Annotated in this window: 15 protein-coding genes and 1 tRNA gene; 11 read left to right on the forward strand and 5 right to left on the reverse strand. The window is 70.6% G+C overall.

Annotation, left to right across the window (positions count from 1 at the left end):
- On the reverse strand, positions 1-1,707 hold a 1,707-nt coding region (gene glgX / locus ABZE72_RS11540; protein ID WP_372729190.1), incomplete at its 3' end, for a glycogen debranching protein GlgX.
- A 58-nt stretch (positions 1,708-1,765) separates the two neighbouring features.
- Between glgX and ABZE72_RS11545 the strand changes: the two genes are divergently transcribed.
- The 4 genes from ABZE72_RS11545 to ABZE72_RS11560 all read left to right on the forward strand — a co-directional run bounded on the left by ABZE72_RS11545 (position 1,766) and on the right by ABZE72_RS11560 (position 4,766).
- Positions 1,766-2,545 (forward strand): enoyl-CoA hydratase/isomerase family protein, encoded by a 780-nt coding sequence (locus ABZE72_RS11545; protein ID WP_372729176.1) that lies wholly within the window; start codon positions 1,766-1,768, stop codon positions 2,543-2,545.
- Between the two features lie 23 nt (positions 2,546-2,568).
- Positions 2,569-2,877 carry a hypothetical protein gene (locus ABZE72_RS11550; protein ID WP_372729177.1) on the forward strand — a complete coding sequence of 103 codons (309 nt, stop codon included), beginning with the start codon at positions 2,569-2,571 and terminating at the stop codon, positions 2,875-2,877.
- 123 nt (positions 2,878-3,000) lie between these two features.
- Positions 3,001-3,801, forward strand: coding sequence for an electron transfer flavoprotein subunit beta (locus ABZE72_RS11555; RefSeq protein WP_372729178.1), 801 nt, complete (start codon positions 3,001-3,003; stop codon positions 3,799-3,801).
- Between the two features lie 11 nt (positions 3,802-3,812).
- Entirely contained in the window at positions 3,813-4,766 is a 954-nt protein-coding gene (locus tag ABZE72_RS11560) for an electron transfer flavoprotein subunit alpha/FixB family protein (protein WP_372729179.1), read from the forward strand.
- Between the two features lie 178 nt (positions 4,767-4,944).
- Here the strand turns inward: ABZE72_RS11560 and ABZE72_RS11565 are convergent, their stop codons facing one another.
- Together ABZE72_RS11565 and ABZE72_RS11570 are read right to left on the reverse strand one after the other, a co-directional pair.
- Positions 4,945-5,499 carry a hypothetical protein gene (locus ABZE72_RS11565; protein WP_372729180.1) on the reverse strand — a complete coding sequence of 185 codons (555 nt, stop codon included), beginning with the start codon at positions 5,497-5,499 and terminating at the stop codon, positions 4,945-4,947.
- Positions 5,500-5,680: 181 nt separating this feature from the next.
- The gene (locus tag ABZE72_RS11570) at positions 5,681-7,174 is read right to left on the reverse strand and encodes a lysyl oxidase family protein (RefSeq protein WP_372729181.1); all 1,494 of its coding nucleotides are present in this window, start codon (positions 7,172-7,174) and stop codon (positions 5,681-5,683) included.
- Between the two features lie 125 nt (positions 7,175-7,299).
- Between ABZE72_RS11570 and ABZE72_RS11575 the strand changes: the two genes are divergently transcribed.
- The 6 genes from ABZE72_RS11575 to ABZE72_RS11600 all read left to right on the forward strand — a co-directional run bounded on the left by ABZE72_RS11575 (position 7,300) and on the right by ABZE72_RS11600 (position 10,546).
- Positions 7,300-8,565, forward strand: a complete 1,266-nt coding sequence (locus tag ABZE72_RS11575; protein WP_372729182.1) for a glutamate-5-semialdehyde dehydrogenase — start codon at positions 7,300-7,302, stop codon at positions 8,563-8,565.
- 34 nt (positions 8,566-8,599) lie between these two features.
- The gene (locus ABZE72_RS11580; RefSeq protein WP_372729183.1) at positions 8,600-8,755 is read left to right on the forward strand and encodes a hypothetical protein; all 156 of its coding nucleotides are present in this window, start codon (positions 8,600-8,602) and stop codon (positions 8,753-8,755) included.
- Positions 8,756-8,811: 56 nt separating this feature from the next.
- Positions 8,812-9,393 carry a nicotinate-nucleotide adenylyltransferase gene (nadD, locus tag ABZE72_RS11585; protein ID WP_372729184.1) on the forward strand — a complete coding sequence of 194 codons (582 nt, stop codon included), beginning with the start codon at positions 8,812-8,814 and terminating at the stop codon, positions 9,391-9,393.
- Complete coding sequence (rsfS, locus tag ABZE72_RS11590; protein WP_372729185.1) at positions 9,390-9,767, forward strand: ribosome silencing factor; 378 nt, start codon at positions 9,390-9,392, stop codon at positions 9,765-9,767. The genes nadD and rsfS overlap by 4 nt, the downstream gene beginning before the upstream one ends.
- Positions 9,757-10,434: a histidine phosphatase family protein gene (locus ABZE72_RS11595; protein ID WP_372729186.1), complete on the forward strand. Its 678-nt coding sequence runs from the start codon at positions 9,757-9,759 to the stop codon at positions 10,432-10,434. Before rsfS ends, ABZE72_RS11595 begins: the two co-directional genes overlap by 11 nt.
- A 39-nt stretch (positions 10,435-10,473) precedes the next feature.
- A tRNA-Ala gene (locus ABZE72_RS11600) sits at positions 10,474-10,546 on the forward strand.
- 63 nt (positions 10,547-10,609) lie between these two features.
- Here the strand turns inward: ABZE72_RS11600 and ABZE72_RS11605 are convergent.
- Both ABZE72_RS11605 and ABZE72_RS11610 read right to left on the reverse strand, forming a co-directional pair.
- Positions 10,610-12,070, reverse strand: a complete 1,461-nt coding sequence (locus ABZE72_RS11605) for a flavin-containing monooxygenase (protein WP_372729187.1) — start codon at positions 12,068-12,070, stop codon at positions 10,610-10,612.
- Entirely contained in the window at positions 12,067-12,828 is a 762-nt protein-coding gene (locus ABZE72_RS11610; protein WP_372729188.1) for an SDR family NAD(P)-dependent oxidoreductase, read from the reverse strand. The genes ABZE72_RS11605 and ABZE72_RS11610 overlap by 4 nt, the downstream gene beginning before the upstream one ends.
- Positions 12,829-13,026: 198 nt before the next feature.
- Here ABZE72_RS11610 and ABZE72_RS11615 point away from each other — a divergent pair.
- On the forward strand, positions 13,027-14,055 hold a 1,029-nt coding region (locus ABZE72_RS11615; protein WP_372729189.1), incomplete at its 3' end, for a class I tRNA ligase family protein.

Here is a 14,055-nt window from a genome sequence, read left to right on the forward strand (position 1 = left end):
GATCTCGTTGTCCTGACAGTAGGCGTTGTTGTTGCCCCGCTGGGTCCGTCCGCGCTCGTCGCCGGCGGTGATCATCGGGACACCGTTGGACAGGCAGAGCGTCGCCATCAGGTTCGCGGCCTGGCGCCGACGCAGCGCCTGCACCGACGAGTGCTGGGTCTCGCCCTCCACACCGTGGTTCCAGGACCGGTTGTTGTCGGTGCCGTCCCGGTTCTCCTCGCCGTTGGCGGCATTGCGCTTGTGGTCGTAGCTGACCAGGTCGCGCAGGGTGAAGCCGTCGTGTGCGGTCACGAAGTTCACCGACGCGTACGGCGAGCGGCCGTCGTCGGCGTACAGGTCAGAGGAGCCGGCCAGCCGGGTTGCCACGGTGCGGATGCCGTCGGACTGCCCGCGCCAGAAGTCGCGGATCTCGTCGCGGTACTGGTCGTTCCACTCCACCCACGGGGGCGGGAACTCGCCGACCCGGTAGCCCTCCATCGATGCGTCCCACGGTTCGGCGATCAGCTTCACGTGCCGCAGGTGGGGGTCCTGGCCGATCGTGGTGAGCAGGTGGCCGGCCATGTCCACCTCGGTGCCGGTCCGGGTCAGTGCGGAGGCCAGGTCGAAGCGGAACCCGTCGACGTGCATCTCGGTGACCCAGTAGCGCAGCGAGTCGAGGATCAGTCGCAGGGCGAACGGGTGCTCGGTGTTGACCGTGTTGCCGCACCCGGTCACGTCCCAGTAGGTGTCGTGCCAGACCGGGTGGTGTCCGGGCAGGTCGGGGTCGACCTCGTGGACCCGCCGGTAGAAGTTGCGGTCGTCGAGGCCGCGGAAGCTCAGGGTGGGACCGTCGACGCCCGCCTCGGCGGTGTGGTTGTAGACGACGTCGAGCAGCACCTCGAGGCCGGCCGCGTGGAAGGCCTTGACCATGGCCTTGAACTCGACCACCTGCTGCCCGCGGTCGCCCGAGGAGGAGTAGGCGTGGTGCGGGGCGAAGAAGCCGATGGAGTTGTAGCCCCAGTAGTTGCTCAGGCCACGCTCGGCGAGCGCCGGCTCCGAGACGAACTCGTGCACGGGCAGGAGTTCGACCGCCGTCACCCCGAGGTCGAGGAGGTAGTCGATGACGGCCGGCGAGGCGAGTCCGGCGTACGTGCCGCGCAGCTCGGGGGGGACCCGGTCGTGCAGGGCGGTCATCCCCTTGACGTGCAGCTCGTAGATGACGGTGTCGCGCCACCGATGTCGCGGGGGCGCGTCGTCCTCCCAGTCGAACTCGTCGTTCACGACGACGCTGCGCGGCACGAACGGCGCCGAGTCGCGGGCACTCGGCCAGGTGGGGTCCTCCACGTCGAAGCCGTAGATCGCGTCGTCGGGGGTGAGCCCACCCGAGACGGCCCGGGCGTAGGGGTCGAGCAGGAGCTTCTGACGGTTGAACCGCAGGCCGGCCGTCGGCTCCCAGGGCCCCTCGACGCGGTAGCCGTAGCGGGCGCCCACCTCGACGCCGGGCACGGCCCCGTGCCAGATGCCCAGGGTGTGCTCGGTGAGTCGGTGCTGCGCCTCAACGCCGAACTCGTCGAAGAGGCAGACCCAGGCGGCGCTGGCGTCGGGCGCGTGGACCGCGAAGTTGGTCGCCTCTGCACTCCACCGGGAGCCGAGCGGGTGGTGCCGGCCGGGCCAGACGGCTGCCGTCTCGCCGCGTCTGGTCCACATGCCCGGGGTCACCGGGTCCATTCTTCCCGAAGACGGCATGATGCAGGGGCAGAAGCGGCAATCGAGAGAGGGACTGGGCATGGGTGAGCACGTACGACTGGACGTGGCCGACGGGGTGGGCACGATCCGGCTCGACCGGCCGAAGATGAACGCGATCAGCTTCGCCGTCCAGGACGAGCTCGTCGCGGCAGCCCGCGAGGTCACCGAGCGCGACGACGTCAAGGCGGTCGTGCTCTACGGCGGTGAGCGGGTCTTCGCCGCCGGCAACGACGTCAAGGAGATGGCCGACCTCTCCCACATCGACATGGTCAAGCGCTCCGGCCCGCTCCAGGCGGCGGTGACCGCCATCGCCCGGATCCCCAAGCCGGTCGTGGCCGCGATCACCGGTTACGCGCTGGGCGGTGGCTGCGAGCTCGCCCTGGCCGCCGACCTGCGCTTCGCGGCCGACAACGCGACGCTCGGACAGCCCGAGGTGCTGCTCGGCATCATCCCGGGGGCCGGCGGCACGCAGCGGCTGGCGCGTCTGGTCGGGCCGAGCAAGGCCAAGGACCTGATCCTCACCGGCCGCTTCGTGCAGGCCGACGAAGCCCTCCGGATCGGGCTGGTGGACCGGCTCTACCCCGCCGAGAGCGTCTACGAGGAAGCCGTCGCGTGGGCCTCCCAGTTCGCCGGCGCCGCGTCGTACGCCGTACGCGCCGCCAAGGAGTGCATCGACCGGGGGATCGAGACGGACCTCGAGACCGGGCTCGAGATCGAGCGCCAGCAGTTCGCCTCGCTCTTCGCCACGCGGGATCGCACCATCGGTATGCAATCCTTCGTCGAGAACGGTCCGGGCAAGGCCCGGTTCGAGAGTCAGTGACCCACACCCGAGGACGAGCCCCGATGAACTCCACCAAGACCCGCGCCCGCATCGCCCAGATCGTGTGGGCGCTGTGCGCCGTCGCCGCGATCTTCCTGGCGATCGGTGCGCTCCTGATCGCCCTCGACGCCGCCAACCGCGACAACGCCCTCGTCTCCTTCGTGCTGAACCTCGCCGACGCGTTCGACGTGGGCGTCTTCTCGCGGGAGAACGGCATCTTCGCCTTCGACGGCGACAACGCCGAGACCAAGAACGCCCTGGTCAACTGGGGCCTCGGTGCGGTGGCCTGGTTGGTCGTCGGCCGGATCCTGGAGCGCCTGATCAAGCCCTGACCCGTTGGTGTGACCCAGTCCACGCTGTGATCGAACCCACCGCCATCACGGTTCCGTGGGACCTGACCCGCTAGTAACCTCACCACCACCCGAGTGCACAGGAGGGGCCGTACAGGCCACACCATGAACATTGTTGTCTGCGTGAAGTACGTGCCCGACGCCACTGCCGACCGGCAGTTCGAGTCGGACAACACCGTCGACCGCGTTGGCGTCGACGGCCTGCTCTCCGAGCTCGACGAGTACGCCGTCGAGCAGGCGCTGCAGATCAAGGAGAAGCGCGAGGGCGACGAGGTCACCGTCACCGCGCTCTGCATCGGTCCCGAGAAGGGTGTCGACGCGGTCCGCAAGGCGCTGCAGATGGGTGCCGACCAGGGGATCCACGTCGTCGACGATGCGATCGCCGGTTCGGACGCGATCGCCACCTCGCTCGTGCTCGCCAAGGCGATCGAGAAGGCCGGCGAGAGCACGCCGGTCGACCTCGTCATGTGCGGCATGGCCTCCACGGACGCCGCGATGAGCGTCGTCCCGGCGATGCTCGCCGAGCGCCTCGGTCTCCCGCAGGTCACGCTGGCCTCGGTCGTCGAGACCCAGGGTGACCAGGTCCGGATCAAGCGTGACGGCGACACCGCCACCGAGGTCATCGGCGGAACCATGCCGCTGGTCCTCTCGGTCACCGACCAGACCGGCGAGGCTCGCTACCCGTCGTTCAAGGGCATCATGGCGGCGAAGAAGAAGCCGATGGAGACCTGGTCGCTGAGCGACATCGGGGTCGACGCGGAGAAGGTGGGCCTGTCGGCCGCCTGGACCGCTGTCGAGGAGACCTCGGCCCGCCCGCCGCGCACCGCCGGCGAGATCGTCACGGACGAGGACGGGTCCGGCGCCACCGCGCTGACCGTGTTCCTCGCCTCGAAGAAGTTCATCTGAGGAGCGACGCCATGTCTGAGATCCTGGTTCTGATCGACCACGTTGATGGTGCGGTCCGCAAGCCCACGTACGAGCTCCTCACCATCGCCCGCCGTCTCGGTGAGCCCTCCGCCGTCTTCATCGGCGGGGCCGACCAGGTCGCGGGTGCCGCGGAGTCGGTGAAGAAGTACGGCGCCGAGAAGGTCTACGCGATCGACGACGCCCAGATCAAGGGGTACCTGGTGGCCCCCAAGGCCGAGGCGCTCGAGCAGCTGGTCGCCAAGACCGACGCTGCGGTCGTGCTGATCTCGTCCTCCTACGAGGGCAAGGAGATCGCGGCGCGCCTGGCGATCAAGCTCGAGTCCGGCCTGATCACGGACGCCGTCGACGTGCAGGAGGGCCCGGTGACGACGCAGTCGGTCTTCGCCGGCAACTTCACCGTCACCGCCAAGGTGACGCAGGGCAAGCCGATCATCACGGTCAAGCCGAACGCGGCCACCCCCGAGGAGGCCGAGGGCGCTGCCACGGTCGAGGAGTTCTCCCCTGAGATCTCCGACGCCGCCAAGACGGCGCAGATCGTGGCGTCGCAGCCGCGGAAGGCTTCGGGTCGCCCCGAGCTGACCGAGGCCGCGATCGTGGTCTCGGGCGGTCGTGGCACCGGCGGCAACTTCGAGCCGATCGAGGGTCTGGCCGACGCGCTGGGCGCCGCGGTGGGCGCGTCGCGTGCCGCGGTCGACTCCGGCTGGATGCCGCACACGTTCCAGGTCGGTCAGACCGGCAAGACCGTGTCGCCCCAGCTCTACGTTGCCAACGGCATCTCCGGCGCGATCCAGCACCGGGCCGGCATGCAGACCTCGAAGACGATCGTGGCCGTCAACAAGGACGAAGAGGCCCCGATCTTCGAACTGGTCGACTTCGGCGTGGTGGGGGACCTGCACTCGGTCCTGCCGGCCGCGACCGAGCAGATCACCGCGCGCAAGGGCTGACCAGCCGACTGCACGCAGAGCAGCGCCCCGTCACCGGTTTGGTGGCGGGGCGCTGTTGGTTCATCACGGTATGCAGCCGAACCCGCGCTTTCCATGGTCTGCAGAGCATGGGAAGCGCGGGTTGATCTGCATACCGTGATGAACCTGCGACTCCTGGGGCTGCTGAGGTCTGCCGTCGTCAGTCGGGCGGCTCCACGACCAGCCCCACGGCCGGCACGACCACTCGGCGCTTGCCTTCCCGGCTCTTGAGGATCACCTTGCGCAAGGACACGTTGTTCTCGGTGGGCGCCTCGACCAGCAGGCCGTCGGGGTTCGCGATGACGGCAATCCGGTAGACGTCGTCGGTCACGGCCCAGTCGGCGTGGAAAGGCCTGGTCGATCGGGTCGGTGTTGGCCAGGCAGAACGCCTCCTGGCCAGCCCACTCGACACCGACAACTCGACACCGACAACTCGACACCGGCCAACTCGACACCAGCCGGCCCCACACCAGCCGGATTCGGGGGTCAGGTCGAACGCCTCGGCCCAGGCGCCCCGGATCCGAGCCACCACCCGATAGGTGCCGATCTTGAGTCGCAGCGGGCGGTCGTAGGTCAGCACCGGCGTCGCCCACCCCTCCTGCACGGCCTGCACCGAGCTCAGGCCGTACGTGTGCGCGAAGAAGCCGACCGGGTACGGCGAGGTGGCCACCGCGTCGGGCCGGGCACGCTCGGCCGGACACGCTTGGCCGGGCACGCTCGGCCGGGCCGTTCAGACACGCCGTTCGCGTCATCCGCGTGACCGCCTTCGTCCCGCGGTGGGTGAAGGTCAGTTGCAGGAAGCCGCGCACATCGACGGCAGATTCCTCTGCTCGACGGCGAGACCTCGACACGAGGTCGATTCGCTGTCGAGTGGAGCCTCGCGAGGTGGCCGAACCTCAGCGAGGCCCTCCGGGCAGCGGCTGATCGAGCCCGTAGTCGGGCTCGACCACCAGGCCGACCTGGGGGACCCGGATCCGGCGCTTGTCGCCCTGACCGGTGATGACGACCCTGCGCAGCGAAGTGTTGTTCGTCAGGTCGTGCTCCACGAGCCGGTGGTCCGGGTTGGCGATCACGGCGACGTAGTAGACGCCGTTGGGCAGGTCGGCGATCCGGAACGACTGCCCGGCCCGGAACTGCGCGTAGGTGTCCCCCCAGCCGGAGGCGAGGACCTCGCGGATGGAGAGGGCCTCCCGGCTGCCGCACGAGGTCGACAGGTCGTTGCGCTCGGCGTCCCACAGCGCGTTCGGGACGGTCTGGTCGACCACGTCGGTGTTGGCCAGGCAGAACGCCTCCTTGCGCGAGCGCACCACCTCGGTCAGGTCGGCGTTGAGCAGGGAGTAGCGGGCGAAGTCCTGGAAGTGCCAGTGCTGGTGGGTGTCCTTGTCGTCCCAGTGCAGCTCGCCGACCTGCTGGTAGCCGGTCTGGTTGCCCTCGCCGTCGAAGAAGTACTGGTAGGCGTCCATCACGTGCTCGCCCGTGCGCCGGAAGCCGTCGACCACCAGCGGGCTGTCGCCGGCGTTCCAGACGGTCGCGTTGAACCGCAGGTACCTCTTGTTGCGGGACAGGTGCAGTGCCCAGGCCGGCAGCGACCGCAGGTCGGGCTGTACCTCGCCGACCTCGCCGCCGGCAGGGGCGGTGGGGGCGCGGTCGGCGGGCTCCGGCGCCCGGGCGTCCGGGCGGGAGGACGGCCGGTCCTTCGGGTGGTGGTCCCGGTTGCCCTTGACGACCAGCGTGAGGCGCCGCGTGGTCTCGTCCGCGCCCAGCCCGAACGACTCGGCGTAGAGCGGCGCGATCGAGGCGGTGACCCGGTACCGGCCGTTGGGCAGGCGGAACGCCGCGCTGTAGTCGAGGGCGCTGGTGGCCCAGCCGGCCTGGATCCCCTGGACGGTGCCGAGGGCGTACGGGTTCGCCCAGCAGGCCCGCGGGTACGGCGAGCGCGCGGGCGCCTCGGGGCGGATCCGCTCGGACCAGGCGTTGAGGCAGGCGGGGCGTCGATAGGACCGCACCGCCGTCTGGCCCACGCGCTGGACGGTGATCGTGAAGAAGTCGGGGAGACCGTCGAAGTTCTTCTGCGTGCCGGCCGGCAGGGCGCCGCTGCGCTCGCCCGAGCGCCACTCGGTGCGGATCGGATCGCTGTACGACGACCGGGTCGACCGGACCTCGAAGGGCTCCCCCTGGGCGATCACCTTGAGGCCGAGATCGGTCCAGACCTCGTTGCGGTACCCGTAGGCGATCACCCGGGTCGGCGCCCAGAGCGTGACCGGGGTCGGGGACTCCTCGGAAGGCTCGCGAGCCTGGACCGGAGCTGCCGCAGCGACCGGGAGGAGCAGTGCGAGCGTGGTGGCACCGGCCACCAGGACGCGGGCGGCACGAGAGGTTCGGCGAGGCACGGGGTGCTCCTTCTCCGGGGGTCGACGTGGTGCGGGTGACACTAGGACGGCCGACTGCTCGAGATGGTTGCCTGCGTGACAAGACACGACCCGGACTGGTCCAGTCGGCTGGCTACGCTCACCTTATGAACAGCCCCACGACCGCGCTCTCCGACGAGGTGCTGACCAGTGCCGCCCGGGCCCGCGAGGCCAGCCATGAGCTGGCGCTCGCCACGCGACAGGTCAAGGACGCCGCCCTGCTCGCCATGGCGGACGCGCTCCTTGCGGCACACGACGACGTCCTGCTGGCCAATGCCGAGGACGTCGCCCGCGCCGAGGCCGGCGACGTGCCCGCCAACATCGTGGACCGGCTGCGGCTGACCGACGACCGGCTCGCCGCGATGGCCCAGGGGCTCCGGGACGTGGCGGCACTGCCGGACCCCGTCGGCGAGGTGGTCCGGGGGGGCACGCTGGCCAACGGACTCGAGCTGCGCCAGGTGCGGGTGCCGTTCGGGGTGGTCGGGATGATCTACGAGGCGCGGCCCAACGTCACCGCGGACGCCGCCGGGATCTGCCTCAAGTCCGGCAACGCTGTGCTGTTGCGCGGCAGCTCGAGCGCCCGCTCCAGCAACACCGCCATCGTCGCGGTGCTGCGGGAGGCGGCAGCTGCGGCCGGTCTGCCCGCCGACGTCGTCCAGCTCGTGCCGGGGGACTCCCACGAGTCCGTGCAGGTGCTGATGCGGGCTCGCGGGCTCGTCGACGTCCTGATCCCGCGCGGGGGAGCGGGGCTGATCCGCAGTGTCGTCGAGCAGTCGACGGTGCCGGTGATCGAGACCGGGGTCGGCAACTGCCACGTCTACGTCGACCGCGCCGCCGACCAGGACAAGGCGCTCGCGATCGTGCTCAACGCCAAGACCCATCGCACGTCGGTCTGCAACGCGGCCGAGTCGCTGCTGGTCCACGCCGAGATCGCGGACACCTTCGTGCCGCGCGTGGTGGCGGCCCTGCAGGAGGCCGGGGTGTGCGTGCACGGCGACCCGGTGTTCGCGGCCCAGCCCGGCGTCGTCGCGGCGGACGAGGAGGACTTCGACCGCGAATACCTCTCCCTGGACATCTCCGCGGCCGTCGTCGCCGACCTCGACGCCGCCGTCCGGCACATCCGACGCCACTCCAGCCAGCACACCGATGCCATCGTCACCGAGGACCAGACGGCCGCTCGCCGCTTCGTCGCGGCCGTCGACTCCGCGGCGGTCCTGGTGAACGCTTCGACCCGGTTCACCGACGGCGGCGAGTTCGGATTCGGGGCCGAGATCGGGATCAGCACCCAGAAGTTGCACGCACGCGGACCGATGGGTCTGCCCGAGATGACCTCCACCAAGTACGTCGTGACCGGCGACGGTCACGTCAGATGAAGGGCCGGGACGAGCGCCCGGTAGTCTGTGCGCCATGTCGACGTTGTCCCTGAGCGCACTGACCGCCACCGCCGAGCCCCACGTCTGGGGTGCGGTCAATCCCTACGTGATCGGTCTGGTCACGCTGGGCATCCTGCTGGCCCTCCTCGGCGGCCTCGTCGCCTTCGGTGCGGGGCGCGAACACAGCTGAGCACCGCACCGGACCGCGAGGTCCCTCCGGCCACACCCGGACCCCGTCGGATCGGGGTGATGGGGGGCACGTTCGACCCCATCCACCACGGTCACCTCGTCGCGGCCTCGGAGGTCCAGGCGTGGTTCGACCTGGACCAGGTCATCTTCGTGCCCACCGGCGACCCCTGGCAGAAGTCCGACCGGGTGGTCTCCCCGGCCGAGCACCGCTACCTGATGACGGTGATCGCGACCGCGGCCAACCCACGCTTCGAGGTCTCCCGGGTGGACATCGACCGCGCCGGCCCGACGTACACGATCGACACGTTGCGCGACCTGCGGGCCGCCCTGCCGGACGCCGAGCTCTACTTCATCACCGGCGCCGACGCGCTGGCCGAGATCTTCACCTGGCGCGACGCCGAGGAGCTGTTCGCGCTGGCCCGATTCGTGGGGTGCACCCGTCCCGGGTACACCATGGACCCCGAGACCCTCGCCTCGATCCCGGCCGACCGCGTCACCATGGTCGAGATCCCGGCCCTGGCGATCTCGTCGTCCGACTGCCGCGCTCGCAAGGAGCGCGGCGAACCCGTCTGGTACCTCGTGCCCGACGGCGTCGTCCAGTACATCGCCAAGCACCACCTCTACCCCGGAGATCCATGACCGCCACTGAGCACGCCCTCGAGCTCGTCCACGCCGCCGCCCGCGCCGCCTCGGACAAGCTCGCCCAGCAGATCATCGCCTTCGACGTCAGCGAGCAGCTGGCGATCACCGACGCGTTCGTCCTCGCCTCCGCCACCAACGACCGCCAGGTCAAGGCGATCGTGGAGGGCATCGAGGACGCCCTGCGCGAGATCGGCGCCAAGCCGATCCGCCGCGAGGGCGAGCGGGACGGTCGTTGGGTCCTGATCGACTACGGCGACGTCGTCGTGCACGTCCAGCACGAGGAGGAGCGCACCTTCTACTCCCTCGAGCGCCTGTGGCGCGACTGCCCGGCGATCGCGCTGCCGGACGACGTCACGTCGCATGAGCGCTGATCGACGCCGACTGATTCTGCTCCGGCACGGCCGGACCGCCTGGAACCTCGAAGGCCGGGCCCAGGGGCACCTCGACGTCCAGCTCGACGAGACCGGGCACGCCCAGGCCGCCGCCGTGGCGCCGTACCTGGCCGAGAGCGCGCCGGTCGCGCTCTGGTCCAGCGATCTCACCCGGGCCCGTCAGACGGCGTCGTACGTCGAGCGGGCCACGGGTCTGTCGGCGGTCCTCGACCCCCGGCTGCGTGAGTTCGACGTGGGCGCTCGTGGCGGCCTCACGGTCGCCGAGTTCGCGGAACGGTTCCCGGCCGAGTACGCCACCTGGGCTGCCGGCCATGTCACCGGCGGTGTCCCCGGAGCCGAGAGCCGCGAGGCCGTGGCGACGCGGATGGCCCCGGCGCTGCGGGAGATGCTCTCCGCCCTGGCGGAGGGGGAGTGCGGTGTCGTGGTCACCCACGGGGCCTGCCTGAAGGTGGCGCTGGTCGCGCTGCTGGGCTGGCCGCTGGAGGCCGAGGAGTCGCTGGCCGGGGTCGACAACTGCGGCTGGGCGACGGTGACCGAGCGCGCGACCGGTTCGCTGCGCCTCTCCTCGTACAACGAGACCGCGACGACCCGGGCGCATGTGCGGACGGGGACCCCCGATTTCACATCGGACGCACCGAGTGGCTAGTATTCCGCGAGTTGTCACCCGGTGATTCCGGGAAGCAATGGGGCTGTGGCGCAGCTGGTAGCGCACCTGCATGGCATGCAGGGGGTCAGGGGTTCGAGTCCCCTCAGCTCCACCGAAGACGTAGGACGAAGAACCCCGACCCGCTGGGTCGGGGTTCTTCGCATTTCCCGGGTGGTCAGGGAACCGTGTCGAGCTCGTCCCAGTCGACCGAGGCCGTGCGGGCCTGGTACTCGCCGACCAGCCCGGGCCAGTTGGTCGTGATCCGCGGGCCGTCGACGTACCACGACGAACAGCCCGACCATGCGCTCGTCGAGAGCCGCTGCTGCATCTCCCGGTCGTACTCGTCGGCCACCTCGGGCCGGACGGCGACCGCGCGGGCCTGCCCGTCCGCGATCCGACGGGCGACCTGGGCGATCCAGTCGGCCTGGGCCTCCATCATCGCGATGATCGAGCTGCCGCCGAGGTTCGTGTTCGGGCCGTAGATGCAGAACAGGTTGGGGAAACCCGGCACGCTGATCCCGAGGTGGGCGCGGGCGCCGTCGGCCCACTGCTCGTGCAGGTCCACCCCGCCGACACCGCGCACCTGCATCGGCGCCAGGAACGCGGTGGCCGCGAAGCCGGTGCCCCAGATCACCACGTCCGCCTCGTGCAGCCGGCCGTCGTCGGTGCGCACCCCGTCGGCCTCGAGTCGCTCGACGCGGTCGGTGACCACGTCGACGTGCTCGCGGGCGAGCGCGGGATACCAGTCGTTGGAGAACAGCAGTCGCTTGCACCCCAGCGGGTAGTCCGGGACGAGTCGACGTCGCAGGTCGGCGTCGGGCACCTGACGGCGCAAGGTCAGTCGCCAGGCGGTCCGGATCGCGGCGAGCAGGGGCTTCGTGGTGCGGGAGTCCCCGCCCAGGGCGGCGTTGAACCGCTCGGTCACCCAGAAGACGGCGCGCCGCTCGGCCGCGAGCGTGGCCGGGAAGCGCCGGAAGAGCCGGTGGTGGCGCTCGGTGTAGGCGCGGTCCGGCTTCGGCACGACGTACGGCGCGGAGCGCTGGAAGACGGTCAGCGAACCGACCCGGGCCACGATCGCGGGCACGAACTGGATCGCGCTCGCGCCGGTGCCGATCACGGCGACCCGCTTGTCGGTCAGGTCCACGTCGTGGCGCCACTGGGCGGAGTGGAAGGCGGGCCCGGCGAACTCGCCGGGCAGGTCCGGGATCACCGGGTTGGAGAGCTGCCCGACCGCCGAAACCACCACGTCGGCCTCGAAGTCGCCGCGACTGGTCGTGACCTGCCACTTCTGGTTGGCCTCGTGGTACGTCGCGGCGCGCACCTCGGTGCCGGTCCGCACCAGGTCGAGCAGTCCCTCCTCGCGGGCGGCCCGCTGGAGGTAGTCGAGGATCTCGGTCTGGCCGGAGTAGCGACGACCCCAGCTCGGGTTGGTCGCCCAGGACCAGGAGTAGAGCGGCGAGGGCACGTCGCAGGCAGCCCCCGGATAGGTGTTGTCGCGCCACACGCCGCCGACCGCCTCGGCCCGTTCGAGGACCACGATGTCGGTGATGCCCTGCTCGCGGAGTGCCCGGGCGACCCCGAGGCCGCCGAAGCCGGCGCCGATGACGAGGACCCGGGGACCGCCCGGGGCGCTCATGTGATGGTCATCCCGCCATCGACCGCCAAGGTCTGTCCGGTGATGTAGCCGCCGGCCGCGGAAGCCAGGAAGACCGCGGTGGCGGCGAGCTCGGCGGGATCGCCCTTGCGGCCGACGGCGATCCGTGGGCCCTGGGCCTCGAGGTAGCCGGGCGGGTACTGCTCGGTCATCTCGGAGGCGAAGAACCCGGGGGCGATCGCGTTGACCCGGATGCCCTTGCGGCCGGTCCACTGCTGGGCCAGGTCGCGGGTCAGGCCGATCAGCCCCGCCTTGGACGCGGCGTACGCCGCCTGGGGCAGGCCGGCGGTGGTCAGCCCGAGCACGGAGCTGATGTTGATGATGCTGGAGCCGGGCTGCATCACCCGCCCGCAGGCCTGCGCCATCCAGTAGCAGCCGTTGAGGTTCACGTCGATCACCGAGCGGAACTGCTCGGGCGTCTCGTGGGTGGCCGGCACCGCGGTGCCGATCCCGGCGTTGTTGATCAGGATGTCCACGCGGCCGAACTCCGCCATCGCGGCCTCGACCAGCCCGGTGCACGAATCGGGGTCGGCGACGTCGGTGGCCACGGCGAGGGCGCGGCGACCGGCGCCGGTGACCAGGGCGGCGGTCTCCTGGAGCCGGTCCACGCGGCGCGCGCCGAGGGCGACGTCGGCACCCGCCTCGGCGAGGCCCTGGGCGAAGGCGACCCCGAGGCCGCTGGAGGCACCGGTGACCACTGCCACCTTGCCGTCGAGTCGGAACATGTCGGTGACAGTCATGGCGGCACTGTAGCCACAGGCGGAGCGTGGGTCCGGCGGGTTCGCTACCATGGACGCATGCGCAGGAACCTGCTCCTTACCTAGCCGCGTCGGTTCGCACCCCCGGCGCGGCTGCCCCTCGTCCCGAGGGGTTTTTTTGTGCCCCCAGTAGTGCACCGAGCCGAGCAGGGACACCCCCAGACGCAGAGAGAGACGACGATGACCGAGCAGGACAGCCGGGCCGAGGCCGAGACCTACGACGTACGCGCAGTCGAGCAGAAGTGGCTGCCGGTCTGGGAGGAGCTGCAGCCCTTCCGGGCCGACGACGACAGCCCGCGCGAGAAGCGCTACGCGCTGACGATGTTCCCCTACCCGAGCGGGGACCTGCACATGGGTCACGCCGAGGTCTTCTCCCTGCACGACGTGGTCGCCCGTTACTGGTGGCAGCGGGGCTACGAGGTGCTCAACCCGATGGGGTTCGACTCCTTCGGCCTGCCCGCTGAGAACGCGGCGATCCGCAACGACGAGCACCCGGCGACGTACACCCGCGCCAACATCGCGCGCTCGATCGAGTCGTGCCGTCACCTGGCGACGTCCTTCGACTGGACGCGCACGTTCAACACCTCCGACCCCGAGTACTACCGCTGGACGCAGTGGCTCTTCCTGAAGCTGCGCGAGCAGGGCCTGGCCTACCGCAAGAACTCGCCGGTCAACTGGTGCCCCAACGACCAGACCGTGCTGGCCAACGAGCAGGTCGTCCAGGGCGCCTGCGAGCGGTGCGGCGCCGAGGTCACCAAGCGCGAGCTGACCCAGTGGTACTTCCGGATCACCGAGTACGCCCAGGAGCTGCTCGACGACCTGGACGTGCTGGAGCCGACCTGGCCGACCCGGGTGGTCACCGCCCAGCGGAACTGGATCGGTCGCTCCGAAGGCGCCCACGTCGACTTCGTCGTGCCCGGTCGCGACGAGCCCCTGACCGTCTACACGACGCGCCCCGACACCCTGTTCGGCGCGACCTTCATGGTCGTGGCGGCCGACGCGGCTCTGGCCGGCGAGCTGGTCACCGACGAGCAGCGCCCGGCGTACGACGACTACCTGGTCGAGGTGCGCAAGGCCTCCGAGATCGACCGGCTGGCCACCGACCGGCCCAAGACCGGGGTCTTCCTGGGCGTGCACGCGGTGAACCCGGTCACGGGCGCGGAGATCCCGATCTACGCCGCCGACTACGTGCTGGCCGACTACGGCACC

Origin of the sequence: Nocardioides sp. (assembly GCF_041600255.1) — a bacterium.
Lineage (GTDB): Bacteria > Actinomycetota > Actinomycetes > Propionibacteriales > Nocardioidaceae > Nocardioides.

Bases quoted from the DNA above. Each gene is read 5' to 3' on its own strand.
- ABZE72_RS11545 (WP_372729176.1), top strand. From the start codon at position 1,766: ATGGGTGAGCACGTACGACTGGACGTGGCCGACGGGGTGGGCACGATC.
- ABZE72_RS11550 (WP_372729177.1), top strand. From the start codon at position 2,569: ATGAACTCCACCAAGACCCGCGCCCGCATCGCCCAGATCGTGTGGGCG.
- ABZE72_RS11555 (WP_372729178.1), top strand. From the start codon at position 3,001: ATGAACATTGTTGTCTGCGTGAAGTACGTGCCCGACGCCACTGCCGAC.
- ABZE72_RS11560 (WP_372729179.1), top strand. From the start codon at position 3,813: ATGTCTGAGATCCTGGTTCTGATCGACCACGTTGATGGTGCGGTCCGC.
- ABZE72_RS11575 (WP_372729182.1), top strand. From the start codon at position 7,300: ATGAACAGCCCCACGACCGCGCTCTCCGACGAGGTGCTGACCAGTGCC.
- ABZE72_RS11580 (WP_372729183.1), top strand. From the start codon at position 8,600: ATGTCGACGTTGTCCCTGAGCGCACTGACCGCCACCGCCGAGCCCCAC.
- rsfS (WP_372729185.1), top strand. From the start codon at position 9,390: ATGACCGCCACTGAGCACGCCCTCGAGCTCGTCCACGCCGCCGCCCGC.
- ABZE72_RS11595 (WP_372729186.1), top strand. From the start codon at position 9,757: ATGAGCGCTGATCGACGCCGACTGATTCTGCTCCGGCACGGCCGGACC.
- ABZE72_RS11605 (WP_372729187.1), bottom strand. From the start codon at position 12,070: ATGAGCGCCCCGGGCGGTCCCCGGGTCCTCGTCATCGGCGCCGGCTTC.
- ABZE72_RS11610 (WP_372729188.1), bottom strand. From the start codon at position 12,828: ATGACTGTCACCGACATGTTCCGACTCGACGGCAAGGTGGCAGTGGTC.